Origin of the sequence: Bacillus sp. FSL W7-1346 (assembly GCF_038593335.1) — a bacterium.
Lineage (GTDB): Bacteria > Bacillota > Bacilli > Bacillales > Bacillaceae > Bacillus > Bacillus altitudinis.
This window is the reverse complement of sequence record NZ_CP151988.1, coordinates 3,030,829-3,056,209: the sequence shown is the minus strand read 5'-3', so window position 1 is coordinate 3,056,209 and position 25,381 is coordinate 3,030,829. Positions and strand designations below refer to the sequence as shown.

Annotated in this window: 31 protein-coding genes and 1 other RNA gene; 26 read left to right on the top strand and 6 right to left on the bottom strand. The window is 41.1% G+C overall.

From position 1 onward, the window contains the following. Positions 1-22: 22 nt before the first annotated feature. The 6 genes from eno to NST09_RS15860 all read left to right on the top strand — a co-directional run bounded on the left by eno (position 23) and on the right by NST09_RS15860 (position 4,705). Positions 23-1,315, top strand: coding sequence for a phosphopyruvate hydratase (eno, locus tag NST09_RS15885; protein ID WP_003212752.1), 1,293 nt, complete (start codon positions 23-25; stop codon positions 1,313-1,315). A gap of 280 nt (positions 1,316-1,595) precedes the next feature. Then, positions 1,596-1,865, top strand: a complete 270-nt coding sequence (locus NST09_RS15880) for a hypothetical protein (RefSeq protein WP_008347702.1) — start codon at positions 1,596-1,598, stop codon at positions 1,863-1,865. Between the two features lie 59 nt (positions 1,866-1,924). Further along, positions 1,925-2,692, top strand: a complete 768-nt coding sequence (locus tag NST09_RS15875; RefSeq protein WP_017359215.1) for an ABC transporter ATP-binding protein — start codon at positions 1,925-1,927, stop codon at positions 2,690-2,692. Further along, positions 2,664-4,061 (top strand): hypothetical protein, encoded by a 1,398-nt coding sequence (locus NST09_RS15870; protein ID WP_212356909.1) that lies wholly within the window; start codon positions 2,664-2,666, stop codon positions 4,059-4,061. The genes NST09_RS15875 and NST09_RS15870 overlap by 29 nt, the downstream gene beginning before the upstream one ends. Beyond that, entirely contained in the window at positions 4,058-4,423 is a 366-nt protein-coding gene (locus NST09_RS15865; RefSeq protein ID WP_342493104.1) for a hypothetical protein, read from the top strand. The genes NST09_RS15870 and NST09_RS15865 overlap by 4 nt, the downstream gene beginning before the upstream one ends. After that, positions 4,424-4,705, top strand: a complete 282-nt coding sequence (locus tag NST09_RS15860) for a hypothetical protein (RefSeq protein ID WP_008347692.1) — start codon at positions 4,424-4,426, stop codon at positions 4,703-4,705. A gap of 20 nt (positions 4,706-4,725) precedes the next feature. Here NST09_RS15860 and NST09_RS15855 read toward each other — a convergent pair whose 3' ends face one another. Continuing rightward, a complete protein-coding gene (locus NST09_RS15855; RefSeq protein WP_017359218.1) occupies positions 4,726-5,190 on the bottom strand; it encodes a GNAT family N-acetyltransferase in 465 nt (154 codons plus the stop codon). A gap of 15 nt (positions 5,191-5,205) precedes the next feature. Further along, complete coding sequence (locus tag NST09_RS15850; protein WP_035389416.1) at positions 5,206-5,670, bottom strand: hypothetical protein; 465 nt, start codon at positions 5,668-5,670, stop codon at positions 5,206-5,208. 118 nt (positions 5,671-5,788) lie between these two features. Here NST09_RS15850 and NST09_RS15845 point away from each other — a divergent pair, with 118 nt between their 5' ends. Continuing rightward, entirely contained in the window at positions 5,789-6,424 is a 636-nt protein-coding gene (locus NST09_RS15845) for an NAAT family transporter (RefSeq protein WP_035389414.1), read from the top strand. A 55-nt stretch (positions 6,425-6,479) separates the two neighbouring features. Here NST09_RS15845 and NST09_RS15840 read toward each other — a convergent pair whose 3' ends face one another. Next, complete coding sequence (locus NST09_RS15840; RefSeq protein ID WP_017359221.1) at positions 6,480-7,016, bottom strand: GbsR/MarR family transcriptional regulator; 537 nt, start codon at positions 7,014-7,016, stop codon at positions 6,480-6,482. Positions 7,017-7,285: 269 nt separating this feature from the next. Between NST09_RS15840 and NST09_RS15835 the strand changes: the two genes are divergently transcribed. Genes NST09_RS15835 through NST09_RS15820 form a run of 4 tightly spaced genes read left to right on the top strand, consistent with a single transcriptional unit; the run spans position 7,286 to position 10,743 of the window. Then, positions 7,286-8,434 carry a betaine/proline/choline family ABC transporter ATP-binding protein gene (locus tag NST09_RS15835; protein ID WP_017359222.1) on the top strand — a complete coding sequence of 383 codons (1,149 nt, stop codon included), beginning with the start codon at positions 7,286-7,288 and terminating at the stop codon, positions 8,432-8,434. Positions 8,435-8,447: 13 nt separating this feature from the next. Further along, positions 8,448-9,101, top strand: coding sequence for an ABC transporter permease (locus tag NST09_RS15830; protein WP_007500193.1), 654 nt, complete (start codon positions 8,448-8,450; stop codon positions 9,099-9,101). Positions 9,102-9,114: 13 nt separating this feature from the next. Further along, on the top strand, positions 9,115-10,032 hold the full coding sequence (locus tag NST09_RS15825) for an osmoprotectant ABC transporter substrate-binding protein (RefSeq protein ID WP_041507780.1): 918 nt from the start codon (positions 9,115-9,117) through the stop codon (positions 10,030-10,032). 21 nt (positions 10,033-10,053) lie between these two features. Further along, entirely contained in the window at positions 10,054-10,743 is a 690-nt protein-coding gene (locus tag NST09_RS15820; protein ID WP_008347676.1) for an ABC transporter permease, read from the top strand. Positions 10,744-10,824: 81 nt separating this feature from the next. Here NST09_RS15820 and NST09_RS15815 read toward each other — a convergent pair whose 3' ends face one another. The 3 genes from NST09_RS15815 to NST09_RS15805 all read right to left on the bottom strand — a co-directional run bounded on the left by NST09_RS15815 (position 10,825) and on the right by NST09_RS15805 (position 12,164). After that, on the bottom strand, positions 10,825-11,145 hold the full coding sequence (locus NST09_RS15815; protein ID WP_007500199.1) for a helix-turn-helix domain-containing protein: 321 nt from the start codon (positions 11,143-11,145) through the stop codon (positions 10,825-10,827). Positions 11,146-11,227: 82 nt separating this feature from the next. Continuing rightward, entirely contained in the window at positions 11,228-11,629 is a 402-nt protein-coding gene (locus NST09_RS15810; RefSeq protein ID WP_046344486.1) for a transcriptional regulator, read from the bottom strand. A 130-nt stretch (positions 11,630-11,759) separates the two neighbouring features. Beyond that, positions 11,760-12,164 (bottom strand): helix-turn-helix transcriptional regulator, encoded by a 405-nt coding sequence (locus NST09_RS15805; RefSeq protein ID WP_035701414.1) that lies wholly within the window; start codon positions 12,162-12,164, stop codon positions 11,760-11,762. Positions 12,165-12,319: 155 nt separating this feature from the next. On the opposite strand from NST09_RS15805, the gene NST09_RS15800 reads away from it, so the two are divergent. The 15 genes from NST09_RS15800 (at position 12,320) to NST09_RS15730 (ending at position 25,229) form a co-directional block, all read left to right on the top strand. Further along, positions 12,320-12,553: a helix-turn-helix transcriptional regulator gene (locus NST09_RS15800; protein ID WP_008347669.1), complete on the top strand. Its 234-nt coding sequence runs from the start codon at positions 12,320-12,322 to the stop codon at positions 12,551-12,553. A gap of 37 nt (positions 12,554-12,590) precedes the next feature. After that, positions 12,591-12,881, top strand: a complete 291-nt coding sequence (locus NST09_RS15795) for an AbrB/MazE/SpoVT family DNA-binding domain-containing protein (protein WP_008347666.1) — start codon at positions 12,591-12,593, stop codon at positions 12,879-12,881. Between the two features lie 187 nt (positions 12,882-13,068). Then, positions 13,069-13,302, top strand: coding sequence for a preprotein translocase subunit SecG (gene secG, locus NST09_RS15790; protein ID WP_003212746.1), 234 nt, complete (start codon positions 13,069-13,071; stop codon positions 13,300-13,302). Between the two features lie 123 nt (positions 13,303-13,425). Continuing rightward, entirely contained in the window at positions 13,426-14,172 is a 747-nt protein-coding gene (locus tag NST09_RS15785; protein WP_008347663.1) for a carboxylesterase, read from the top strand. Positions 14,173-14,191: 19 nt separating this feature from the next. Beyond that, on the top strand, positions 14,192-16,531 hold the full coding sequence (rnr, locus tag NST09_RS15780) for a ribonuclease R (protein WP_008347660.1): 2,340 nt from the start codon (positions 14,192-14,194) through the stop codon (positions 16,529-16,531). 139 nt (positions 16,532-16,670) lie between these two features. Continuing rightward, a complete protein-coding gene (smpB, locus tag NST09_RS15775; RefSeq protein ID WP_008347658.1) occupies positions 16,671-17,141 on the top strand; it encodes an SsrA-binding protein SmpB in 471 nt (156 codons plus the stop codon). Positions 17,142-17,322: 181 nt separating this feature from the next. Next, positions 17,323-17,686, top strand: a transfer-messenger RNA (tmRNA) gene (ssrA, locus tag NST09_RS15770). Positions 17,687-18,083: 397 nt separating this feature from the next. Then, positions 18,084-18,581 carry a hypothetical protein gene (locus NST09_RS15765; protein WP_342493103.1) on the top strand — a complete coding sequence of 166 codons (498 nt, stop codon included), beginning with the start codon at positions 18,084-18,086 and terminating at the stop codon, positions 18,579-18,581. Between the two features lie 11 nt (positions 18,582-18,592). Then, positions 18,593-19,141, top strand: a complete 549-nt coding sequence (locus NST09_RS15760) for a hypothetical protein (protein WP_008347654.1) — start codon at positions 18,593-18,595, stop codon at positions 19,139-19,141. A 371-nt stretch (positions 19,142-19,512) separates the two neighbouring features. After that, positions 19,513-21,111: a histidine kinase N-terminal 7TM domain-containing protein gene (locus NST09_RS15755; RefSeq protein WP_125589641.1), complete on the top strand. Its 1,599-nt coding sequence runs from the start codon at positions 19,513-19,515 to the stop codon at positions 21,109-21,111. A 255-nt stretch (positions 21,112-21,366) separates the two neighbouring features. Next, on the top strand, positions 21,367-21,822 hold the full coding sequence (locus NST09_RS15750; RefSeq protein WP_342493102.1) for a DUF6376 family protein: 456 nt from the start codon (positions 21,367-21,369) through the stop codon (positions 21,820-21,822). A gap of 97 nt (positions 21,823-21,919) precedes the next feature. Continuing rightward, positions 21,920-22,225, top strand: coding sequence for a metal-sensing transcriptional repressor (locus NST09_RS15745; protein WP_008358331.1), 306 nt, complete (start codon positions 21,920-21,922; stop codon positions 22,223-22,225). 83 nt (positions 22,226-22,308) lie between these two features. Continuing rightward, entirely contained in the window at positions 22,309-22,515 is a 207-nt protein-coding gene (gene copZ, locus NST09_RS15740; protein ID WP_017368060.1) for a copper chaperone CopZ, read from the top strand. 84 nt (positions 22,516-22,599) lie between these two features. Further along, on the top strand, positions 22,600-25,035 hold the full coding sequence (locus tag NST09_RS15735) for a heavy metal translocating P-type ATPase (protein WP_342493101.1): 2,436 nt from the start codon (positions 22,600-22,602) through the stop codon (positions 25,033-25,035). Further along, a complete protein-coding gene (locus NST09_RS15730) occupies positions 25,032-25,229 on the top strand; it encodes a hypothetical protein (RefSeq protein ID WP_008347641.1) in 198 nt (65 codons plus the stop codon). Before NST09_RS15735 ends, NST09_RS15730 begins: the two co-directional genes overlap by 4 nt. Positions 25,230-25,381: the final 152 nt, after the last annotated feature.

Below are 25,381 nucleotides of genomic sequence, written 5' to 3'. Positions count from 1 at the left end.
ATTCAAAAGGAGAGAAATAACGATGCCATACATTGTTGACGTATATGCACGCGAAGTATTAGACTCTCGCGGTAACCCAACAGTTGAAGTAGAAGTTTACACAGAATCTGGCGGCTTTGGCCGTGCACTAGTACCAAGTGGTGCTTCTACTGGTGAATATGAAGCAGTAGAACTACGTGACGGAGACAAAGACCGTTACCTTGGAAAAGGTGTTCTAACAGCTGTAAACAACGTAAATGAAATCATTGCACCAGAGCTTTTAGGCTTTGATGTCACTGAACAAGTAGCAATTGACAAAATGTTAATCGAGCTTGACGGAACTGAAAACAAAGGGAAATTAGGCGCAAACGCAATCCTTGGCGTATCTATCGCTGTAGCACGTGCGGCTGCTGATTTCTTACAAATTCCACTTTACCAATACCTTGGTGGATTCAACTCCAAAACGCTTCCAGTACCGATGATGAATATCGTCAACGGCGGAGAGCATGCGGATAACAACGTAGACATTCAAGAATTCATGATTATGCCTGTAGGTGCTCCAAACTTCCGTGAAGCACTTCGCATGGGCGCTCAAATCTTCCATAGCCTGAAATCTGTATTAAGCGCAAAAGGCTTAAACACAGCTGTAGGTGACGAAGGTGGATTCGCTCCAAACCTTGGTTCTAACGAAGAAGCACTTCAAACAATCGTAGAAGCGATTGAAAAAGCTGGTTTCAAACCAGGTGAAGAAGTGAAACTTGCGATGGATGCTGCATCTTCTGAGTTCTATAACAAAGAAGACGGTAAATATCATTTATCAGGCGAAGGTGTTGTGAAAACATCTGCTGAAATGGTTGACTGGTATGAAGATATGGTATCGAAATACCCAATCATCTCAATCGAAGACGGTCTTGATGAAAACGACTGGGAAGGTCACAAACTATTAACTGAGCGTCTTGGTAGCAAGGTTCAGCTAGTAGGAGACGACTTGTTCGTAACAAATACGAAGAAGCTTTCTGAAGGAATCAAAAACGGCGTTGGTAACTCAATCCTCATCAAAGTAAACCAAATCGGTACATTAACTGAAACATTTGATGCAATCGAAATGGCGAAACGTGCAGGCTATACAGCTGTTATCTCTCACCGTTCTGGTGAAACAGAAGACAGCACAATTGCAGACATTGCAGTTGCAACAAACGCTGGACAAATCAAAACAGGTGCTCCGTCTCGTACGGACCGTGTGGCGAAATACAACCAATTACTTCGCATCGAAGATCAATTGGCTGAAACAGCTCAATACCACGGCATTGCTACATTCTACAACTTGAATAAGTAATGTAAAGTAACGCGCTGCGTGCGCTCTTTTGAAAAGAGCGTATCGCAGCGCTTTTTTTATGTTGAAATAAAGACGCAAAGCTGGCTCAAGCGAATAGGCTCTGCTTCCTTTGTCATATCCTATTTTTGTAAAAAATCATCCTTCAGTCAGAGGCGAAACGATGAGCTTGACGATTTATAAGCATTAAATCATGAAAACTCTTCTAAAAATATGATCTGAATTGAACTTATGCTATTTGCAAGGGGGTGGTATCATTTTACATATATTAGGGGGTGATGAGATGCTGAATCCTTTTAGCCTTCGTTTTCCAGTAGGTGTGTACATGTATGTCCTTCACCTACTGGCGGCATATGATGAAAGGAAGCAACGAATTCTAACTTCTAAGAACGTACAGAAAAATGCATTTTGGATTTATGTCCTTGCCGCTATCTTAGGCATTGTGACAGCTGCCGCTTTGATTTGGGCATGCAAAACATTTGGAAAAGGCTCGAAATTTTTAGGAGAGTTCAAGTTTTTAGGCCTGTATATTAAAATCAAATGCGGCTTCTAACAAATGGTGAGAACAGATGCGGGGTCATCTGTTCTATCTGAAATAAATGGAGGGACATGATGCTGACATTACACTTAACAGAAAAAACGTATAGCCGCACCTTTTCTCTCCGCGATATTCAGTTAAATGTAGAGAAAGGACGTATGCTTCTGCTTTTGGGGCATAATGGGGCAGGAAAAACCACGATGATTCAGTCTATGTTTGGCCTGACACCATTTACGGGTGTTGTCTCTTTAGATGGTAAACAGCTGAATTTTCAATCCTCAGCACATATCTCCTTTTTGAAAGAACATGTTTCCTATATTCCTGATGATCATGCTTTGTTTGATTATTTAACGCCGAGAGAATATTTTCATTTACTCCAGCTTCCAGACAAACGAAATGGACCTCGAGAAGAGGCCTTCGTCGATCTGTTTGAGCTGAGACCTTATATGGATCAGCCAATTGCCCAGCTGTCTCATGGCAATCAAAAGAAAACCCAAATCATTTCACAGCTCCTTAGGTCTTGTGATTATTATGTATTCGACGAGCCTACAAATGGACTTGATCCAGATATGATGATCATCTTAAAAAAGGTGCTCATGAAGCTGAGAGATCAAGGCGCAGGCATTCTCATTTCTACCCATCATTTGGGCTTTGGTGAGACATTGTATGATCACCTCATGATCTTAAGAAACGGTGATATCAAGCTGGATATGTCACGTCAAGAAACAAACAAAACATTCCCTCATCAAGCACTTGAGGATATTTATAAAGAAGTGAATCAAGATTACTATATGCAGGTGGAGAGGTTGCTCAATGACTTGGACACGACACGTTCTTCATAAAATAGAATGGGGCATGCTCACAACGAAAATCAAGCAGCTCGGCAAAAAATATCCTTTGCAGCTTCTCGCCGCAGCCGTTTTTTTATTGCTGATCTACGCCATATACGTTGTCATGAGCCTGCGTTTTTTTATGCAAGTAGGGGAGAGCGAACCAGTTGCTTTATACCTTCAATTTGTGAAAATGACCCTGCTGCTTTTGGGAGCAGGTATTGTCTTTTCCCGTCATAAAATGAAGCGTCAAGAGTATCAGTTTTTCTTTTTGAATAGTGCGATGCAAAGTGTCTCATTTGTCCTTTGTGTGTATTTCTTTCCAGTGCTGTTTTGTTTCATCATGCTTGGTCTGCTTTTTTTACCCATCCTATTAGGACTGATCATTAGCGGCGTTACACTATCTTTGTATTGGATCATTGTGGTAGGGATCACTTGCTTTGGATTGGCGCTCTATACGCTTGTTTCTTGGATGCTGATACGCATTGGTGTGAGCCATTTTATATCAAAAACAAAAGAGCATTTACTGCTGCAAACGCTCGGATTTGTGACGCTTGGTGCTTTCGTGTTTCTCCTTTTTCAAAAAGCGGTTGAGATGATTCACGTATGGCCGTCTATCTATCTTGTATTTCTGGTGATCTTTCTATGTGCAGGGTGGTTTTGGCTGAAGGGCTTGGCGGCTTGTTATGTCAATCGGATGTTTTTGCAGCTAAAGGTAGAGGTGAAGTCGTTTTCTTACCAAAAAATCAGATCGGATTCTTCATTTTTCACACATCTGCGGCAGGAGCTTGTTTATTTTAGCCGATCAGCTGTGTTTAAAGAACAAGGTATTTTGTTCCTGTTTCTTGTCTGTTTCACGATAGGTCTCCCATTCATCTTTACTCCGGAAGAGATTGGCTGGCTGTTTGCTTTTATTGTGCAGTTTGCCTTAAAGGAGATCCTTATTATGCTTCCTCTGATGATTGGCAGGGAATATCATCTCCATCAGCGAGCCATTTTTATGTTAAATACATCAAAGGGTGCCTATTTATTATCAAGAATTTTATTTTATTACACAATGAATATATTGATTTATTTTGTCTATATCGGGCTTGCTTATTTCATGATTGGGGTTGAAAGTGAAGGGCACGGTTTGGCAAGTTTGTCCATTTTATTGATCACTGTCATGGCGGCATGTGTCGGGTTTGTCGTGAAGATTAGTGATTTTAATAAACTGTTTGTGATCGTGATGATGATTGCTGTGTTCAGTATGTTGGATATGCTTTTAGTCCAGTGGCTTTCAGCAAATATCCAGCTGCTCTCAACTGCCTATATGGCTTGTTCAGCCGCATTCTTCATCTTCATATATGCTGCCATGCTAAAGAGGCCGATTGTGCGATGATGACGCTTTTATTTTGCTTAATAGCCGTTGTGCTCATTCATGAACTCGGACATATCCTGATGGTGATGGTGTGCAACAAAATCGAAAAAAAACCCATCTTTGATTATGTGGTGATGATCGATTGGAAGCACGTGTCGATTGTCCATGAGAAATTTTCACGGCCGGGTTTTAATATGATGGTCGCACTTGCAGGTCCTGTGTTTCCAGTGATCTGCTCGGGTGTGCTTTTCTTCATATGGAGGCATCCATTGACGCATCCATTGCTGCTTTTTTCTTTATTAAATACAGTGATGCTGCATCCAGCTTGCCCAGACGGGAAAAATATCATCGCCAGTTTAAAAGAGATGAAAGGAGAGAACTAAATGGTTAAAGTATTTCATTCGTTTTCTAGCGGTTTAACGCTTGCGATGCTTTATGTGTTTGCTGTGTTTATGACGCCAGTATTTTTAATGCTGCTAGAGGTTCATCATGTTGAATCAAGTCCAACTCTATTTGGTATGCCATTTTATATCATGAAAATTGAACAGTATCAATTCAGCTCAGAGGCAACGCTCTTTGGGTGCGTGGTCTGTTTTTTAGCGGGTGCCGCTCTCTACTTCTTGATTCAATATGTGATTCATGCAGTGAAAAAGAGCAGAACATAAAAAAAGCAGGCTGAATGAAGTCAGTCTGCTTGAAGAACGAGTGACAACCGCACCATATCCATACATTGAATACCGTTCTCATAAATCGGTTCATCATAGTGCTTCAGAAAGAAATCGTGGTCGATAGACGCCATACGAAAACCGCATTTTTGATAAAGGGCGAGCTGCTGAATACTAGAGTTGCCTGTGCCGATTTCAATTGTATGAAAGCCAGCTGCCTTGGCTTCTGAAATAGCATGGCGGATCAGCTGCTTCCCAATTCCTCTACCTTGCCATGACTCCTTCACGGCGACATTCATGATTTCCACTGTCTGCTGAGACAGAGGCGTCAGAACATACACACCAATCATGTCCTGTTTATGAAAAGCAACATAACAAGAACCAGATTGTACATAGGCAAGGACTTTTTCAGTTGAAGGGTCAGCTAATAGTAAAAGATCCATAGGGACAGATTGATCATGAGACAATGGCCGAATCTGTATCAAATCATTTCATCCTCTCTATTCTTTGATATACCCTTGTTTAACACCCCAATCATATTGATCCTGCACCCATTGAGAAGGAGGATGATGGGTGACATTTGGGTCTTTCTTAACAGTTGTTTTCCTAGTCGTTTGTGCTGCCTGCTTATTCGCTTGAGCCGTTGCTTTCGCTGATGCCAGTTCTTTTTGAAGCTGATCTATTTTTAACTCAAGCGCTTTACGCTGTTTGGTTTCTTTTTGATGCGCCTTCTTTTCTTTCTTCAGCTTGTTTGTGACGGTGGACAATTCCTTTTTTTGACCATCCATTTCATCTTTCATATCCGTTCCTTCTGACTTTAATTGTGTCAGCTGCTCATCATTCTTTCTCATTTCTTGCTGGTGTTTTTTCTCTGCCGCGGTGAGCGACTGCTGCTGCCACACAATCCAGCCAGTTGCACCTAGGATGATCACAGACAGGACAATGATCGTGATGTTTTTTTTCATGTTCTATTCCCCTTTCGTTAAACCTCTATTATCATCGGTTAAAACAAACCAGGTTTTAACAGAACAAGGGAATATTCGCATCAGATTAGCAGACACTATGAAAAAAGGAGGGTGTCTGTTGATTTCCTTTATGATTCATGTCATTGTGTCATTATTTGCTGTCTCAAATCCCATTGGAAACGTGCCTCTTTTCATCACTTTAACAGAAGGCTACTCAGAAAAAGAACGCGCCCAGACGGCCAAAAAAGCGATTGTTGTGTCTTTTATGATTTTGATTGCCTTTCTTTTGGCAGGCAGGCTCATTTTCAAATTGTTTGGCATTGATATCCATGCACTCCGTATCGCCGGAGGTATTTTTATTTTTGGTATCGCTTACAATTTGCTGAATGCAAAAGAATCACATGTTCAAAACCCTCATTCGGATGAAAAGGCAGAGAGCAAAGAGAAGGCCGATGTTTCGGTGACCCCGCTCGCCATTCCGATCATTGCCGGACCTGGTACAATTGCGACTGTCATGAGCTTAACGCCAGGAAGCCACCAAGTAACGCTTCATCTGCTTGCGATTCTTATTGGCATTGTGGTTGTACTTGCCATGACCTATTATGCATTTCATTATTCAAGTTTCATTATGCGAAAAATGGGGAAAACAGAGATGAATGTCGTGACACGATTAATGGGATTGATTCTAGCTGTTGTGGCAGTAGAGATGATTGGCGCAGGGATCAAAGGGATGTTCCCAATGCTAATGTCATAAGTGTATATAAAAAAGCTGTTTTCTTCTACAAAATTGTAAAATAAAACAGCTTTTTTTAAGGTTTTGGCACATGTTGAAATACTTCTTCACTTTCAAAGAACTCAATTAACCGGCTAATCCAGTCATAATAATCGAGACTTTCCTTGATTTCTGAAAGAAGAAGATTGATTTTATCTACTGTTTCTTCTGGCAGGTCATCTTGTTCAAGCAGCTCCAGCAATTCCTTGCATGTCTTCTTATGTGCCTTGCGATTTTTGCTGACAACACGTGACCAATTGGCTGCAAACAATGAAATAAAGGTTTGATATTGATCTTGCTCAACGTCATATAAATCTTTGCGTATTCCTTTTTCATAAACCTTTTCAGCAATATTCAGATCAAGCATTTCTCGAACGACTTGACTCATTCTTGTTTTGCTCATGCCGGTCGCCTCTGAGAGCTCACCGAGCGTCATTGGTTTACGGTTCATATGAATGATACCAAGCACTCTACCCACTGTGGCAGAAAGACCAAAGGCATTCATGTTCTCGGCAGCTTTTTCAATATAATGATCCTGTGCTTTTTGAATGGCGCCTAACGCTTGCTTGTCCATTCCCCGCTTCATCCCTTCACGACTGACAATTTGTAACACAATATATCATATACCTGTTTGTTCATGAAAACAATAAATATTGAGTATTTGCTCGTAAGTTGGAGAAAAAAGGAGGGATCGGTACATATCAGGCCGTTAACTGAAAATTTTAAATAAATCTTATGCAATACAAACACATCGTAAACTTTTTATTTTATAAAGTTTGCACTATAATAAATAAGGTGTAAATTTTCTGAAAATATATATCCGACTAATTGGAGGTGTCTCATTTGCTGAAACTAGAGAATGTATCTAAGACGTATAAAGGCGGAAAAAAAGCTGTCAAAAATATTGATTTAGAAATAGCAAAAGGAGAATTTATTTGTTTTATTGGACCGAGTGGCTGTGGTAAAACGACAACCATGAAGATGATTAACCGACTGATTGAACCTTCCTCAGGAAACATATTGATCGAGGGAGAAAACATTATGAAAAAAGATCCAGTCCAATTAAGAAGAGAAATTGGTTATGTGATTCAGCAAATTGGACTTTTCCCTCATATGACCATCGCACAAAACATTTCCCTTGTGCCGAAGCTGCTGAAGTGGCCGGAAGAAAAACGAAAAGAACGAGCGCGTGAATTGCTCAAACTCGTCGATATGGGGCCGGAATACTTAGAGCGTTACCCGCATGAACTCAGTGGAGGACAGCAGCAGCGTATCGGCGTTCTTCGCGCACTCGCAGCAGAACCCCCTTTAATCCTGATGGATGAACCATTTGGAGCACTTGACCCGATCACAAGAGATTCATTGCAGGAAGAATTTAAGAAACTGCAAAAAACGTTAAATAAAACAATCGTATTCGTCACACATGACATGGATGAAGCGATCAAACTTGCAGACCGCATTGTCATTTTAAAAGATGGAGAGATTGTCCAAGTGGGCACACCAGATGACATTTTACGTAACCCTGTGAACGAATTCGTAGAAGAATTCATCGGGAAAGAACGTCTACTTCAGTCAAACCCGAATATGGAACGTGTGGAACAAATGATGAACACGTCTCCAGTCACAATTACCGTCGAAAAAACATTGACAGATGCCATCTTTATTATGAGAGAAAAGCGGGTTGATTCCCTGCTTGTCGTTGATGAAAATCATGTGCTGAAAGGCTATATCGATATTGAAACCATCGATGCAAACCGCAGAAAAGCAGCCTTCGTTGGCGATATTTTAAATACAGAATTTTATACAGTACAAGAAGGTGCGCTTCTTAGAGATACTGTCCGAAAGATCTTAATACGCGGCATTAAATATGTACCGGTTGTCGATGCAAAAGGGCACTTAAAAGGTATCGTCACACGTGCAAGTCTTGTAGATGTCGTATATGACTCTATTTGGGGAGAAGATACCCCGGAGGCTGTCACTGAAATGAACTAAGGGAGGTGTACACATGGATCAAATCATCGATTTTCTTGAGAAAAATGGTGGGGAACTCCTCACAAAAATGTGGGAGCATTTATACATTTCTTTAATTGCCGTTGTGTTAGGCATTATCGTGGCCGTTCCTTTAGGCGTCATTCTTACACGAATGAAAAGAGGCGCCGGTTTTGTCATCGGCGTCGTGAATATCTTTCAAACACTCCCTAGTTTAGCGATTCTTGCATTTTTTATTCCTATTTTGGGAGTTGGAAAAATACCTGCGATCGTTGCGCTATTTTTCTATTCCGTTTTGCCTATTTTAAGAAATACGTATGCCGGTGTTCAAGGTGTGAACAAAAACTTGCTTGAATCTGGTAAAGGGATTGGCATGACGACATGGGAACAAATTCGTCTTGTGGAACTGCCGCTTGCTGTTCCGGTCATTATGGCAGGGGTTAGAACCTCAACGATTTATTTAATTGGGTGGACAACACTTGCTGCTTTTATCGGTGGAGGCGGTCTTGGTGACTACATTTTAATTGGGCTTCAGCTTTACCAGCCGGAATACATTATTGCGGGTGCAATCCCTGTCACTATTTTAGCGGTCATCATTGACCTTATATTGATGAAGCTTGAGAAAAAAGTAACACCAGAAGGCTTAAAAGGATTGAAGGAAGTTTCATAAGGAGTTGGCTCATGTGAAGAATAGAAAAACAAAATGGATCAGTGCACTGCTTGCCGGATGCTTGCTATTCATAAGTGGCTGTTCACTTCCTGGACTAGCCGGCTCTTCAGGGAGCACGCTGCGAATCGGTGCACAAAACTTTACAGAATCAGAAATTATGGCCTATATGGTGGGAGACATCATTGAGCATTACACAGATAAAAAGACAACCATTGTGAAGAATTTAGGCTCAAATACCGTACAGCAAAAAGCAATGGAAAACGGGGATGTCGACATTTCGGCAACACGATATACAGGCACGGATTTAACAAGTACGCTAGGAATGGATGCAGAAAAAGATCCAAAGCGTGCAATGGAAATCGTCCAGAAAGAATTCAAAAAACGCTATGATTACAAATGGTTTGATTCCTATGGGTTTGATAATACGTATGCCTTTGCTGTGACGCAGAAGATGGCGAAGGAAAACAACCTAGAAACAGTCTCTGATTTAAAAAAGAATGCCAAAAATTATCGCTTCGGTGTGGATAATATTTGGCTGAAAAAGAAAGGTGACGGTTACGAAGGGTTTGTGAAAACATACGGAATTGAATTTGGAAGCACTTTTCCGATGCAGATCGGTCTAGTCTATGACGCATTGAAAAATGAAAAAATGGATATTGTGCTTGCCTATTCAACAGATGGCCGGATCAAAGCGTATAATCTCAAAATCTTAAAAGATGATAAACGATTCTTCCCACCATACGATGCATCACCAGTTGTCCCTGAGAAGGTATTAAAAGATAATCCAGGACTGGACAAGGTGATCAATAGGTTGATTGGAAAAATCGATACCGAACAAATGCAAGAGCTCAATTATCAAGTCGATGGAGAACTAAAAGAACCAGCGACTGTTGCGAGAGATTTTCTAAAGAAACACAATTACTTTGAGTAAGATTGGGAGGTGTCAGAGCTGATGGACACACTGCAGCAATTATGGGCGTATTATCAACAGAACGGTTCATATGTGTTAGAAGAATTTTACCGGCATTTCCTCATGTCAGCGTATGGGGTATTGTTTGCGGCAATTGTCGGAATACCAGTCGGCATCTTTGTGGCGCATTATCGCAAACTGAGCAATTGGGTGTTCGCAATAACCAATGTCATTCAAACCATTCCAGCGTTAGCGATGCTTTCTGTGTTGATGCTTGTATTAGGACTTGGCGCAAATACAGTCATCTTATCACTCTTTTTGTATTCGCTTCTGCCGATTATCCGTAACACGTACACAGGTATTGTCAGCATTGAGCATGCCTATTTAGAATCGGGGAAAGCGATGGGTATGACGAAATGGCAAGTGCTGAGAATGGTTGAATTACCGCTTGCTTTATCTGTCATTATGGCTGGTTTAAGAACCGCACTTGTGATCGCAATCGGTATTACAGCGATTGGGACATTTGTTGGTGCTGGAGGACTTGGTGATATCATCATCAGAGGATCAAACGCGACAAACGGAACAGCCATTATTTTAGCAGGTGCTATTCCAACTGCGCTCATGGCCATTATTGCCGACCTTGTCATGGGCTGGCTTGAACGCTATTTAAGCCCAACCAACAAGAAAAAAGAAAGCAAGGCGTTAGCTGAAAAAAACATGACATCCGCATAAATGCTTGAAAAGACAAAACCTCCTCTACATCTGTAGGGGAGGTTTTTTTATCATGATTAGGCGGCTCACATCAGGAGACATTTATGATTCAAGTGTGATCCATTCAGAGGACCACTTCGCAATTTCCTCAAAAACGGGTGCAAGTGAGCGCCCCATATCAGTTAATGAATACTCAATACGCACGGGTGTTTCAGCAAAAACCTCCCGTTTTACAATGCCTGCTGCTTCCAGCTCTTTTAATCTCTCAGATAAAACCCTTCCGCTTAAGTTGGTCAGAGCTGCTTCGATTTCACTAAAGCGCTGTGAACCTGAGAGAAGCTGAAAAACAATCAGTGCCACCCAGCGTTTACTTAATAACTCAACTGCTTTTTCAAACCGCGGGCACATATCAGATTGATTCATCTTTCTTCACTCCAATCTGAACCCATTATACCGTAATTCTGTCAAAAATCGGCGCAAAAAGCTTGTCAATGATCAAAACATTTTACGATGACGAACGGCTGTTTAGTAGAAATAACAAATAGCGGTTTAAATCCTCTATCTCATGTTTAGAAAGGGTGGACCATATGTCCCCATTAAATATTTCAAGATCATCAAGTTCATATTGCTCTGCTGCTTCTTTTATTTGGGTAAAAGCCGTTTCTTCTTCCTTTATGACATGGGCAGAAGATGCTTCTTCAATATACCCTGCAGCCTGCATCATGTCCTCATAAGGTACTTTTAATGCACCTGCTAGTTTTTTAATTGTAGGAGGTTTCGGAATGCCACGCTTCCCGTTTTCAATCCGAGAAATACCAGCAGCGCTGACCTCTGAATACATCGCTAATTGGTTCACCGATAGTTTCCTTTTCTCACGTAATGCTCTTAAATATGCACCGAAGTTCATCAACTCAAAACCTCACATGGTTAAAGATTAGTTATCTCTAGTGTACCTGATTTGTTGACTATTGGCAATAAGTGCACCATGAAAATATTGACATTAGTTAATGGTGGATGTATCTTAAGTTTATGCCCCGCTATTTGTTCGCCTTTTTTTGGTTAATGAGCGTGAGAAAGTATTGATTCAGCTGGATGATGTCTTGTGCGGTGAGTGTTTCCCATTGGTCTCCATCGAAAATAGGGAGATGTTCTACATCCTTTTGAAGCGCCGTTTGATAGATTTTTAATATGGACTCATATTTCGGTTTCATTTCATGCACTTTTTCCTGTTCAATATAACCGGCAAGCAGCATTAAATCCTCATAAGGCACCTTCAAAGCGCGTGCTAATTTTTTTATGGTTAAAGGCTTTGGCACACCACGCTTTCCATTCTCAATCCGAGAAATACCGGCAGCGCTTACGCCTGAATACATGGCGAGTTGATTGACAGACATCTTTCTATTCTCTCTTAAAATGCGTAATTGTTCACCAAAGTGATTCATGTCATCGAACCTCACATTTCAGTATATGACTTATTTTAGTATGATCATTGACCAAAGGAAATAGAAAGGGCGTAAAAGTGTTGACATAAGTTAATGAATCCAGGAGATATGAGAGTCCTACATGTTGTACATATTGATCCTATAGGGAGGTTGTAATGATGGTCGAAAAGATTCAGATCAGGCGGGCTTTTGTGATGCAGTATATGATTGAAAACGATATGTCTTTAAATCAGCTCGCAGATGAAATTGGCATTTCTCCTGCCACACTCAGCAGGGTATTGAATGGTCACCGGAAACCAGGGCAGCTTGTCATTGGCAAAATGATTCATTACTTTGATAAAAAATTTGAAGATTTATTTTACTATGAAGATGTTGACAAAAGTCAATGAATGAAATCATCTTATGATCATAAAGGAGGCGGCTTCATTGAAAAGAACTGGAATGGTAAGACACATTGATTCGCTTGGCAGAATTGTTCTGCCTTCAGAAATGCGGAAGGTGCTCAATATAAAAGAAGAGCAGCTGTTAGAAATTTTCATCGAAGATCAAACCATTATGCTGAAAAAATATGATGCAGATAAGAGCTGCTTATTAACTGGTCAAATAACGAAATACAACAAAAGCTATGGAAATGGTAACGTCGTGCTGAGTCCTGAAGGAGCTGAACGGCTGTTAGTAGAATTAAAACAGCTCTTAAAAGAAGAAGCAACTCGCTAAAAACGTTTTTTAACCTCAAAAATTGCATATAAAAAATGCTGCATACAATCCATTGGAGCGAAATTGAATCAAAATGACAAATAAAGTCGACAATATATAGGAAATCTTTATTTTGATGTTTCGTGACATGCACCTTGTTTTCATGTAAAATAAAGTTATGTGTACCAGTTTGTCTGGAGGTGTTTTCATGCACGCATTTGTTATCACATTACTCGTAATTGTCAGTATCGCACTTATCATCGTTGTATTATTACAATCAAGTAAAAGTGCAGGACTGTCAGGCGCTATTTCAGGTGGAGCCGAGCAGCTTTTCGGTAAGCAAAAAGCGAGAGGTCTTGACTTGATTCTTCACCGATTAACTGTCATTTTGTCAGTGCTTTTCTTCATCTTAACACTTGCATTGGCATATTTAGGCGTGTAGGCGCGAGTAACAGAAGGTCTGATCTTTTTTCAGACCTTTTTTTATTATCAGCACTCTTTTGTGTTTGTTTCATACATACAAGTGGAAAATATACACCATATCAGAAGGAAAGGAAGTCACATCATGAAAGTTGTTACACCAAAACCATTTACGTTTAAAGGTGGAGAAAAGGCGGTGCTTCTTCTTCACGGTTTTACTGGGAATACAGCCGATGTTCGTATGCTTGGGCGTTATTTGAATGAAAGAGGCTATACATGCCATGCACCTCAATACAAAGGACACGGTGTACCGCCAGAGGAGCTTGTTCATACAGGTCCTACAGATTGGTGGAAAGATGTAGAAGAAGGCTATCAATTTTTAAAAGACGAAGGTTATGAGGAAATTGCGGTCTGCGGACTATCCCTCGGAGGAGTTTTTTCATTAAAATTAGGTTACACTGTACCTGTAAAGGGAATTGTACCTATGTGTGCACCTATGTACATAAAAAGTGAAGAAGTCATGTACCAGGGTGTACTAGATTATGCCCGTAACTATAAAAAATTCGAGGGTAAGTCAGAGGATCAAATTGAGCAAGAGATGGAAGAGTTCAAGAAAACACCAATGGGTACACTCAAGGCTCTTCAAGAACTCATTGCAGATGTCAGAAACAATGTTGACATGATTTATTCACCTACTTTTGTTGTTCAGGCACGTCATGATCATATGATTAATACAGACAGTGCAAACATTATTTATAACGAAGTAGAGACAGATGAAAAACATTTAAAGTGGTATGAAGAATCGGGCCATGTCATCACGCTTGATAAAGAGCGGGAGAAGGTTCATCAGGATGTATATGCATTCTTAGAATCACTCGATTGGTCAATTTAAATATATAGGGGGTTAGAGTGTGCAAAAAGAAGAATTTATGGATGAATTACTTGCGTTTATGCAAGAAGAGGCTTACAAACCATTAACGGTACAAGAATTAGAAGTCATGATGGAAATTACCAATCCAGATGATTATAAAGAGCTCGTCAAAGCACTTGTGATATTAGAGGATCAGGGACTTATCGTCCGAACCCGCAGCGACCGCTATGGTGTACCGGAAAAAATGAACTTGGTCAAAGGAAAGCTGTCTGCGCATGCAAAAGGATTTGCATTTGTGACACCAGAAGAGTTTGGACAGGATGATATTTTCATTCCGCCAAATGAGCTAGGCACAGCAATGAATGGCGACACCGTCATGGTTCGTGTCAGCCACAAATCAAATGGCACCAAAAAAGAAGGAACGGTCATCCGCATTCTGGAGCGTAATACTCAGACGGTTGTCGGTACCTATACAGAAACGAAAAGTTTTGGTTTTGTCATTCCTGATGATAAAAAAATCACAAACGATATCTTCATTCCAAAATCCGCTAAAAACGGAGCGGTCGAAGGTCATAAAGTCGTTGTGACGCTGACAAGCTACCCTGAAGGAAGAATGAGTGCAGAGGGTGAAGTGACGGAAATCCTTGGTCACAAAAATGACCCTGGCATCGATATTTTGTCGATTATTCATAAACACGGTCTACCAGGTGAGTTTCCGGAAGAAGCGCTCCAGCAGGCAGCAGACACACCTGAAACGATCGATGAAAAAGACTTAGAAGGCAGACGTGATCTGCGCAATGAAACGATCGTGACGATTGACGGTGCAGATGCAAAGGACTTGGATGATGCGGTTACTGTGCAAAAGTTGGATGATGGTAAATACAAACTGGGTGTGCATATTGCGGATGTCTCTCATTATGTAACGGAAAACTCTCCGATTGATCAGGAAGCCTATGAGCGTGGAACGAGTGTGTATCTTGTCGACCGCGTCATTCCAATGATTCCTCATCGCCTGTCAAATGGCATTTGCTCGTTGAATCCGAAGGTAGATCGTCTTACACTCTCTTGTGAAATGATCATTGATCGAAGTGGGAAAGTCGTCAAACACGAAATTTTCCAAAGTGTGATCAAAACGACGGAAAGAATGACCTATTCCGATGTGAATAAGATTTTAGTTGATCAAGATGAAGAGCTTTTAGACAAATACGAGCCGTTAGTACCAATGTTCCAAGAGATGGAGAAGCTTGCAGAAATTCTGCGTGACAAGCGAATGGAGCGCGGAGCAGTCGACTTTGATTTCAAGGAAGCAAAAGTGCTTGTAGATGATGAAGGCGCAGCAAAAGACGTAGTCATTCGTGAACGTTCTGTTGCCGAAAAACTAATTGAAGAATTCATGCTGGTGGCAAACGAAACAGTTGCCGAGCATTTCCACTGGATGAATGTTCCGTTCATTTACCGAATTCACGAAGAACCAAATCCTGAGAAGCTTCAGCGCTTTTTAGAGTTCGTGACGACGTTTGGTTACATCGTCAAAGGGACGTCAACGAACATTCACCCGCGCGCACTTCAAAGTGTACTTGATGCCGTCCGTGATCAACCAGAAGAAGTCGTCATTCAAACTGTGATGCTTCGCTCTATGAAACAGGCGAAGTATGATCCAGAAAGCATTGGCCATTTTGGATTATCAACGGAATTCTATACACACTTCACATCGCCGATCCGCCGTTACCCGGATTTAATCGTGCATAGGCTGATCAGAACCTATTTAATAGAGAAAAAGACAGACGAAGCGACCCTTGAAAAGTGGGGCCAACTGCTGCCAGAAATCGCAGATCATGCATCTACAATGGAGCGCCGCTCTGTTGATGCTGAGCGCGAAACAGATGACCTGAAAAAGGCAGAGTTTATGCTTGATAAAATCGGTGAAGAGTTTGATGGTATGATTAGTTCTGTCACGAATTTCGGACTATTCGTTGAACTGCCGAATACGATAGAAGGCCTTGTCCATGTGAGCTACATGACAGACGATTACTATCGTTTTGATGAACAGCACTTTGCCATGATCGGTGAGCGGACAGGGAATGTCTACCGTATCGGTGACGAAATCACTGTCAAAGTGGTGAGTGTGAATAAAGATGAGCATTCCATTGATTTTGAAATCGTCGGGATGAAAGGCACTCGCCGTAAATCACCAAAAGACTTCAAGTTCAAAAAACGGACAGATCCACCAGCCAAAAAAGGACGCGGAGGTCAAAAGGCCTCTGGAGAAAAAGGCAAAGAGGATAAAGGCGGCGACTGGTTTACTGGTCGTAAAAAGAAGAAAAAGAAAAAACGCGTATTTGATAACGCACCGAAACAAAAGCGCAAAAAGAAAAAGTAACGTGACAAAAAGCAAATAGGGCATCACGCTCTATTTGCTTTTTGACCACGTGGCAGCAGCATTGTCGAAAGCTGGATTGTTTGATAAAATAATCCGTACGATTTGGACCGTGTCTGTGTCAAAAGGAGGGTGTACGCCAATGCCAAAGGGAGAGGGAAAGGTTGTTTCCCAAAACAAAAAAGCCAACCATGATTATTTTATAGAAGAAACATATGAAGCCGGCCTTGTATTACAAGGAACTGAAATCAAATCCATTCGAGCAGGAAAAGTGAATTTAAAAGATTCCTTTGCCAAAATCGAACGAGGAGAAGTGTTTCTTCACAATATGCACGTGAGCCCATACGAGCAGGGGAACCGTTATAACCATGATCCGCTCAGAACGAGAAAGCTGCTGCTCCACCGCAAACAAATCAGTAAATTGATTGGTGCGACAAAGGAAGAAGGCTACTCACTTGTTCCCATTAAACTCTATTTGAAAAATGGCTTTGCCAAAGTGCTAATTGGAGTCGGTAAAGGGAAGAAGAAATATGATAAACGTGAAGATCTGAAGAAAAAAGATGCGAAACGTGAAATCGAGCGAGCTTTCCGTGATCGTCAAAAGCAATTCTAGCCTGATGCAGATGGCTTGCTGAGAGCGGAAGCATTATGCTACAATATGTTATGCAGTAAACAATCATCGTCGTTTTTTTACAGAAACCACCAGTTGTTTCGAGCGATGAGATTGTTATAATAGTCATATACGGAAGCAGTTAAGCGAAAGAACGTTTCCATCCCGTATATCCCTTTTACAAGGGGACGTTACGGATTCGACAGGGATGGTTCGAGCTTAGGCTGCGAGCCGAGAGGCGATCTCGTTAACACGCACCTAAATGTAACTGGCAAAACTAAAAGTTTTAACCAAAACTTAGCACTAGCTGCCTAATAAGCGCAGCGAGCTCTTCCTGACATCGCCTATGTGTCTGTGAGGAGCCCAATGAAGTAGGCTACGCTTACGTTTTCGTCTGAGGACGTAAGAAGAGATCCATCAGACTAGCTCTCCAAGCGCCCGTCAGCAGGCATGAGGATGAGTGAACACGTAAATATGTTGACTACGCTCGTAGACGCTTAAGTAATCGATGTCTCTGGACGTGGGTTCGACTCCCACCGTCTCCATCAAAACTTTTAGAATGCAGTCGTATCAAGGGTTTGAAAGCCCTTGGTGTGGGTCTGGCATCATGAAAATCTAATTACTCAAAAAAAGACGCTATGAATAGCGTCTTTTTTTTATGTTTTTATTTAATAATAGTTGTATATTTAAAAAACATAGGATATCTTCCAATATAGTATTTTTATGTTATAAAAATTGAATTAATTTCTAAACAAACATCTTCATTTAGCCGATGATGAAATGTAGGGATATTTAACCATTACTATATTCTTACGAAAATTTATTTAATTAAATGAAAAAGATAGAACAAATTGTTCAATGTAAAAGCAGAAAATTGCGAACAAACTCGGTATTTGGAAAAATCTCAACAAAAATGTTGAAAGTAAACTAGGAGGATAAGTACTTATGAAGTCAGGAAATAAAAAATCGATATTGGCAGTAATTATGATGTCAGTCATGCTTTTAGCATTTAGTGCAGCATGCGGTGACACAAAAGCCTCAGAAAAAGAATACGCTGATTGGTACGAATCAAATCGAAGCGATCTTGAAGATGCTATGCTTACATACGCAAAGCGTATGATGGAGGCTGACCCTACCGACGACCAATGGGCTAAAAACGTTAAAAAATCACTAGATGATCTGCAAAAAGTTGTCGATGACGTAAAAGCGAAAAAGAACGCACCTGCTGCTTACAAAAAAGCACATGAGCATTTGGTCAAAGCAAGCGAAGGGTATCAATACTTAATTGATGAAACACCTAAAACGATTAAGACAATCGATGAAAATACGGTAGATGGACTCAATGTGATTGAGCACAGACTTGATAAAGCCCTTGAAGAAACGAAGAAAGCAGACGACGAAGTTGAAAAAGTAGCAAGCGATTCAAAAAACGATAAGAAATGAGGAAACAGACCTTGAAAACAAACAAAAAGTCGATCATTGCAACAATCCTTTTAGTATTCGTATTAGCGCTAACAGCAGCGTGTGGTAAAACAGAAACAACAAGTAGCAAGTCATTAAACAAAAAACAAGAAAGTGCATCATCAAAAGAAACAAATGCTGAATTGGAAGCATATCTCGTATGGTATGACGATCATATGAATGCACTCGAAGATGAAGCTGCCACATATAACGATCTTATGAGTAACTCAGCTGTTGGAAATAAAAAATGGGAAGCAAACGTTGAAAAATCCCTCAAACGCGCTCAAAAGCTTATTGACGAAGGTGATGACAAAGACGACGTTCCACATAGCTTCAAAAAGGCACATAAGCATGTACTTCGCGCCGGTACTGATTACCAATATATTATTGACAACACACCTACCATGATTGCTGATTATGATATTGACCTTATGGAAGACGTCTCAGTCAGCCATGACAACGTGACCGTTGAGATCGAGAATGCAGATAGAGAGCTTGATAAGGTTGTTTATGCGAAACATCTAAGCGGCAGCGAAAAATAAAAAAGAGGATTGTCAATGAGTAAAGCAGTCAACTAAATAGCTATTGATGCAGAACACAGCGGTTATGCTGCTGTGTTTTTTTTAGTGAAGATACCTTTAATCTAGAATCTATTGAGAAAGCGCTGTAAATCGATTTGTCCTAATAGATGAAACTTATGAAAACGATTAGACATTGATATTTCTCCTATCACAATATGCTTCTCCAAGTGAAGCATAAAAAATAGTGAAAAGGATAAGGCCTCATAAACAGAAAACATTCGAAACTTTCCAAAAAACCGCCAACCAATTCAAAATCACATCTTCCCATTTGAGACGTCCTCATATATAGTAAGATTAGACTAGTTCTAAATAACTGAAATTGGGGCGTTTACATGGATTCGATTGTTCTACATTTTATTGTGATCATGAGTGTTTCTGGCATTCTGTCCGTAATATTATCAATCATTGCTCATGCAAATCGCCATCGGTATATTGGCTGTCAATTGTTTATGTATATGTCTGGAGCAACTGCGATTTATATTTTTGGACATACATTTGAATTATTGGCGCGCACCCCTCAAGAAATTACATTCTGGGTTAGTTTTCAATACATAGGTCTTCCGTTCATTGCACCGTTCAGCCTGATGATTGTGCTGCAGTTTACTGGTTTCCATCAATATGTAACAAAGCGCCGCGTGCTTCTCTTCTTGCTGATTCCAATTTTAACCACCATTCTGGTGTTCACCAACTCTTTTCATTCACTCTTTTACCGAAGCATCACGATGAATACAGTAGATGGGTTTTTATTAGCTGATTTTACCATTGGCTATTGGTATATCATTCATGGGGTCTATACATTTGGTTGTTCCATGCTCGCTATTTTTATGCTGCTTTGGTTTTTACGTGTGAAGAAAGATTATTTGAAACAGGTTCTGATCTTGCTCGTTGGAATATTATTACCGATCACGACTTCTTTTATCTATTTATTAGGTGTCACGCCTTTTCACATTGACCCAGTACCAGTGGTGATGTTTTTAACCAACGCACTCTACTTATGGGCGATTATGTCTTTTCATCTCTTTAAGCTCTCTCCCATTGCGATGGAGCGTGTGTTTGAACATATGTCAGAAGGTGTTCTTCTATTGGATCGATACCGAACACTGATTGATTATAACCCTGCGGCTGCATTGATCATTCCTGTGCTCGCTAAAAAGGGAATCGGCTATAAAATCGATGATATATTCTCAGGGATCATCAAAGAGCCGGCGTTTATCCAGTGGCTGCGTTCTCCGCAGGATCATTCACAGTATGATTTAATGTGGGAAAAAGAGCAGCCCTTCTATTATCATCTCACTGCTTCTTCTCTTTTTAATAGAAGAGGCGAAGTCGAAGGCAGGCAAATTGTGATCAGCGATGTTACGGAGCAGCGACTATTGCAGGAAGAGCTGGAGCGCCGAGCATATATTGATGGTTTGACGAATATCTTCAATCGGTCTTCCTTTATTGAACGAACGCAGATGTTATTGGAAGAGGATGCGCAGGATACTGCGATATTGCTATTTGATATTGATTTCTTTAAACAAATCAATGATACGCATGGACATCATATTGGAGACGAGGCGTTGCGTCATGTTGTGTCCATTTGTCAGCAGCATTTGAAGATGGATGATTTATTTGGGCGATATGGTGGAGAAGAGTTCGCCATTTGTCTCCCGCATCATTCATTTGAAGAGGCATGTCATATTGCGGAACAAATGAGACATTCATTTGAAGTGAGTTTCTTTCAGACAGATGAGAAAAAAGTAAGAGTGACAGCAAGCTTTGGCGTCGCCCATACAGCGAATGATCCCTCTATATTAGAAACGCTTCTATTTGAGGCAGATCAAGCCTTGTATATGTCAAAACGCCAAGGACGTAATCGGATTTATGCATCAACTGGTTCGGACTATATGCTGTACCAAAAGCAGGATCTTCCGCCTGCTTCTCATTGACTGTTGTCCTTCATTTAGATATGATAAACATAACATTTGAACGGTTTCCTAAAGGGGAGTAGCTTTTACGGTTTGGTCGTCATTACAGAAGCATCCGTTGTTTCTCGGCCATTCCGGCATGAACATGTTAGCCAGACCTTTGCCTATCACACTTGAGGCAAAGGTCTGGCTTTTTTTAAGGTCTTTTTGCATCTGTGTGGTTGGGAGCTGGACAAATGAGGGGTTTCAACATAGCAGATGAAAGGATGATGGATCTTGAAACAACATGTGATGGCGTTTCTATTTACCGGTACGTTTTTGTTAAGTGGATGTTCAGGACTGCTAGACCAAGTGAACGATACAACGACATATGTCACAGAAGCAAATGAGTATGTGATGGATATTCAGCAATTCACAGAGGATTTTCCACAGCTTGCGGAAGAAGCTGTACAAGATGCTGCCAAAAGAGCAGATTTGACGCAGCAGCTTGAATCATTGAAAGCAGACATTCAAGAATTTAATGAACTCACAGCACCATCGATAGCAAAAGACCTGCACGCACAAATCATGGAGAAAAATAAAGTACTGTCAGAGGAGATTCAAATCTATTTACAGCAATTGAAAATGGACAACTTCGATGCTGCAGCTATTTTAGAGGATCAGCAAGGCCTCATGAAGCAGCTTCAGCAATCGGTCAGCCTTTTGCAAGATATTGAACAACTAACAAACTAGGATAAGCAAACGGTGATCACAGCATATCTTTGCCTTTTCAGGTGAAGATATGCTTTAATTGAATGTAACACAAGTATGATAGAAAAAAGGTGATCAGATGACAGAACATGAAGAAAGACATATCGCTTCGCCTAGAGCTGAGAAGGAAAAAGATCAATTAATCAATCGCTTAAAACGAGTGGAAGGCCAAGTGCGAGGGATTCAGCAAATGATTGAAAACGATCGCTACTGCATAGATGTCGTGAATCAAATTTCTGCTGTCAATGCAGCTTTAAAAAAAGTGAGTCTTCAATTAATGGAAAAGCATACACACCACTGCGTAGCGGATGCCATTAAGAGCGGTAATGGGGATGAAGCGATTGAGGAGTTAATGAATGTCTTCACGAAGCTGACAAAATCGTAGCAAAAAGCGGATCATTTATGTTTACAATGATACCCTACTAGGGTATAGTAAAAATAGAAAATGATTGATGGAGGCGATGAGAAGTGGAACAAGCAACACTACAAGTGCAAGGCATGTCTTGCGGACATTGTGTGAAAGCAGTCGAAGGAAATGTAGGAGAATTAGCAGGTGTTGAATCTGTGAAAGTCCATTTAGATAAGGGTCAGGTGGAGGTTTCCTTTCACCCAGATCAAATCACGTTACACCAGATCTCTGATGTCATTGAAGAACAGGGATATGATGTCGTATAAAATGAGCATACGTGCTGCATAAGACAGCACGTATTTTTTTAAAAATAACAATACCCCCATGGAGTATGTGGAGAGGTGAGATAAATGAAAAAAGAAATTGATTTTCAAATTACGGGAATGACTTGCGCCGCCTGTGCAGGCCGCATTGAAAAGGGCTTGAACAGGTTGGAAGGTGTGGACGACGCCAGTGTGAACTTTGCGCTTGAAACATCCCACATTGTGTATGAAACAGAACAACTTACAGCAGAGGATCTAAAACAAAAAATTCAATCTCTTGGCTATGATGTGGTGATGGAGCAAGCTGAATTTGATATAGAGGGAATGACATGTGCGGCTTGTGCAAACCGAATTGAGAAAAAAGTCAACCGAATGGACGGTATTGATCAAGGATCAGTGAACTTTGCGCTTGAGTCACTTCAGGTGACATATCATCCAGGGAAAATATCTCCAAGTGACATAAAAGAGGCTGTGAAATCCATTGGATATTCATTAACCGAACCAGCCGAAGAGCATGCGGAGGAAGGAAAAAAAGACCATCGCCAAGTAGCGATTGAGAAACAAACGGCACGCTTTTTGTTCTCGATGATTTTGTCATTGCCTCTTCTTTGGGCAATGGTCAGTCATTTTTCTTTCACATCGTTTATTTGGTTGCCAGAAGCGTTTATGAATCCATGGGTTCAGCTCGCATTAGCAGCGCCCGTCCAGTTCATTGTCGGCTGGCCTTTTTATGTAGGTGCTTATAAAGCGTTGAAAAATAAAAGTGCCAATATGGATGTCCTTGTGGCACTAGGGACATCGGCTGCTTTTTTCTATAGTTTATATGAAAGTATTCAGTCAGCGGTGCATGGCACACATGAGGCGGCCCTTTATTATGAAACGAGTGCTGTGCTGATTACGTTGATTGTGCTCGGAAAGTTAATGGAAGCAAGAGCGAAAGGGAGATCATCAGAAGCGATTCAAAAACTGATGGGCTTACAAGCGAAAGAAGCTGTGATAGAGCGAGATGGGAAAGAAATGACCGTTCCTATTTCTGAAGTGAAAGTGAATGATCTTGTGTTCGTCAAGCCGGGTGAAAAAGTCCCGGTAGACGGAGAAATCATCGAAGGAACAACAGCGATCGACGAATCGATGATTACAGGAGAAAGTCTGCCAGTTGATAAAACCACAGGAGATACAGTCATCGGGGCAACCATCAATAAAAATGGATTTGTGAAAGTGAAAGCAACAAAAGTAGGAAAAGAAACGGCTCTTTCACAAATCATTCGAGTCGTCGAACAAGCGCAAGGCTCAAAAGCACCAATTCAAAGAATGGCAGATCAAATTTCAGGGATATTTGTCCCCATTGTTGTAGGATTGGCTGTACTCACTTTTCTGATTTGGTTTTTCTTTGTTGACCCAGGGAATGTGACATCTGCACTTGAAACCTTTATAGCGGTCATCGTCATCGCATGTCCTTGTGCGCTTGGTCTTGCTACACCGACCTCTATTATGGCAGGCAGCGGCCGGGCAGCTGAATCAGGGATTTTGTTTAAAGGCGGAGAGCATTTAGAGATAACCCAATCACTAGATACAGTAGTGCTAGATAAAACAGGGACTGTGACAAAAGGGGAGCCGAGTCTTACAGATGTGATTGCGTCTGCCAATTGGACAGAAGATACGCTGCTTCAGTTAGCAGGATCGGCAGAACAGCAGTCAGAGCATCCACTTGCTAGAGCGATTACAGAAGGCATGAAGAACCGGGGTCTCCAAACGGTCGAGGTAGAAGCTTTTCAAGCAGATCCTGGTCATGGAATTGAAGCAAGAGCTGCAGGACATGAGCTTTTGATTGGCACACGGAAACTCCTAAAGAAACATCATATCAGCTGCGAAGCACTAGAAGCAGTTGTGACTGAGCTCGAAGAACAAGGAAAAACGGCGATGCTCATTGCCATTGATGGCGAGCCAGCAGGTATTGTCGCCGTTGCTGATACAATCAAATCGTCTTCTTCTCAAGCGGTCGCTCGTCTCAAAGAGCAAGGGATTCACGTCGTGATGATGACAGGAGATAACAAACGCACAGCAGAAGCGATTGCGAGTGAGGCAGGCATAGATCATGTCATCGCTGAAGTTCTTCCAGAGGAAAAAGCGGCTCATATTGTAGCGCTTCAGAAACAAGGAAAAAAAGTGGCGATGGTTGGAGACGGCATTAATGATGCCCCTGCCCTTGCAACAGCAAATATCGGGATGGCTGTCGGAACAGGTACAGATGTTGCCATGGAAGCGGCAGATATTACGCTCATGACTGGAGATCTCCATGCCATTGCAGATGCACTTGAATTTAGCAGAAAAACGATGAGAAACATTAAACAGAATCTATTTTGGGCACTTGCTTACAATTGTATTGGCATACCAGTCGCCGCATTCGGGTTCCTGGCACCATGGCTTGCAGGAGCGGCAATGGCCTTTAGTTCTGTATCGGTTGTGCTGAACGCACTAAGATTACAGCGATTGAAACCTGTCAGAGAGGGTGTGGCAGAATGAAGCTGAATGTCAAATGGGTGTGGACGTTGAGTGCTGTGATTTATGTAGCCTTTGTACTGATAGGCTATGCTATTTATGTCGAACTTTCTCCTCTTCAAGAGCCGCCAGCTGATCATATGCAACATGAGACTTCATCAGAAGCGAAGTCCTCGCATTCTTTGTCAGTCCTGCCCTTCGGTGCTCGTCCTTTCTAGACTTCAATGGATTTCTATCACACTGAAAAGAAGACAAAGGGCTAAAATAAAGTTCATTTTAGCCCTTTGTCAATAATCTGAGACTTCGCCAAAAGCGAAGTCTTTTTTTAACAATTTTGTGGAAAAACCCACCTTTTAAAAGATTTTTCATA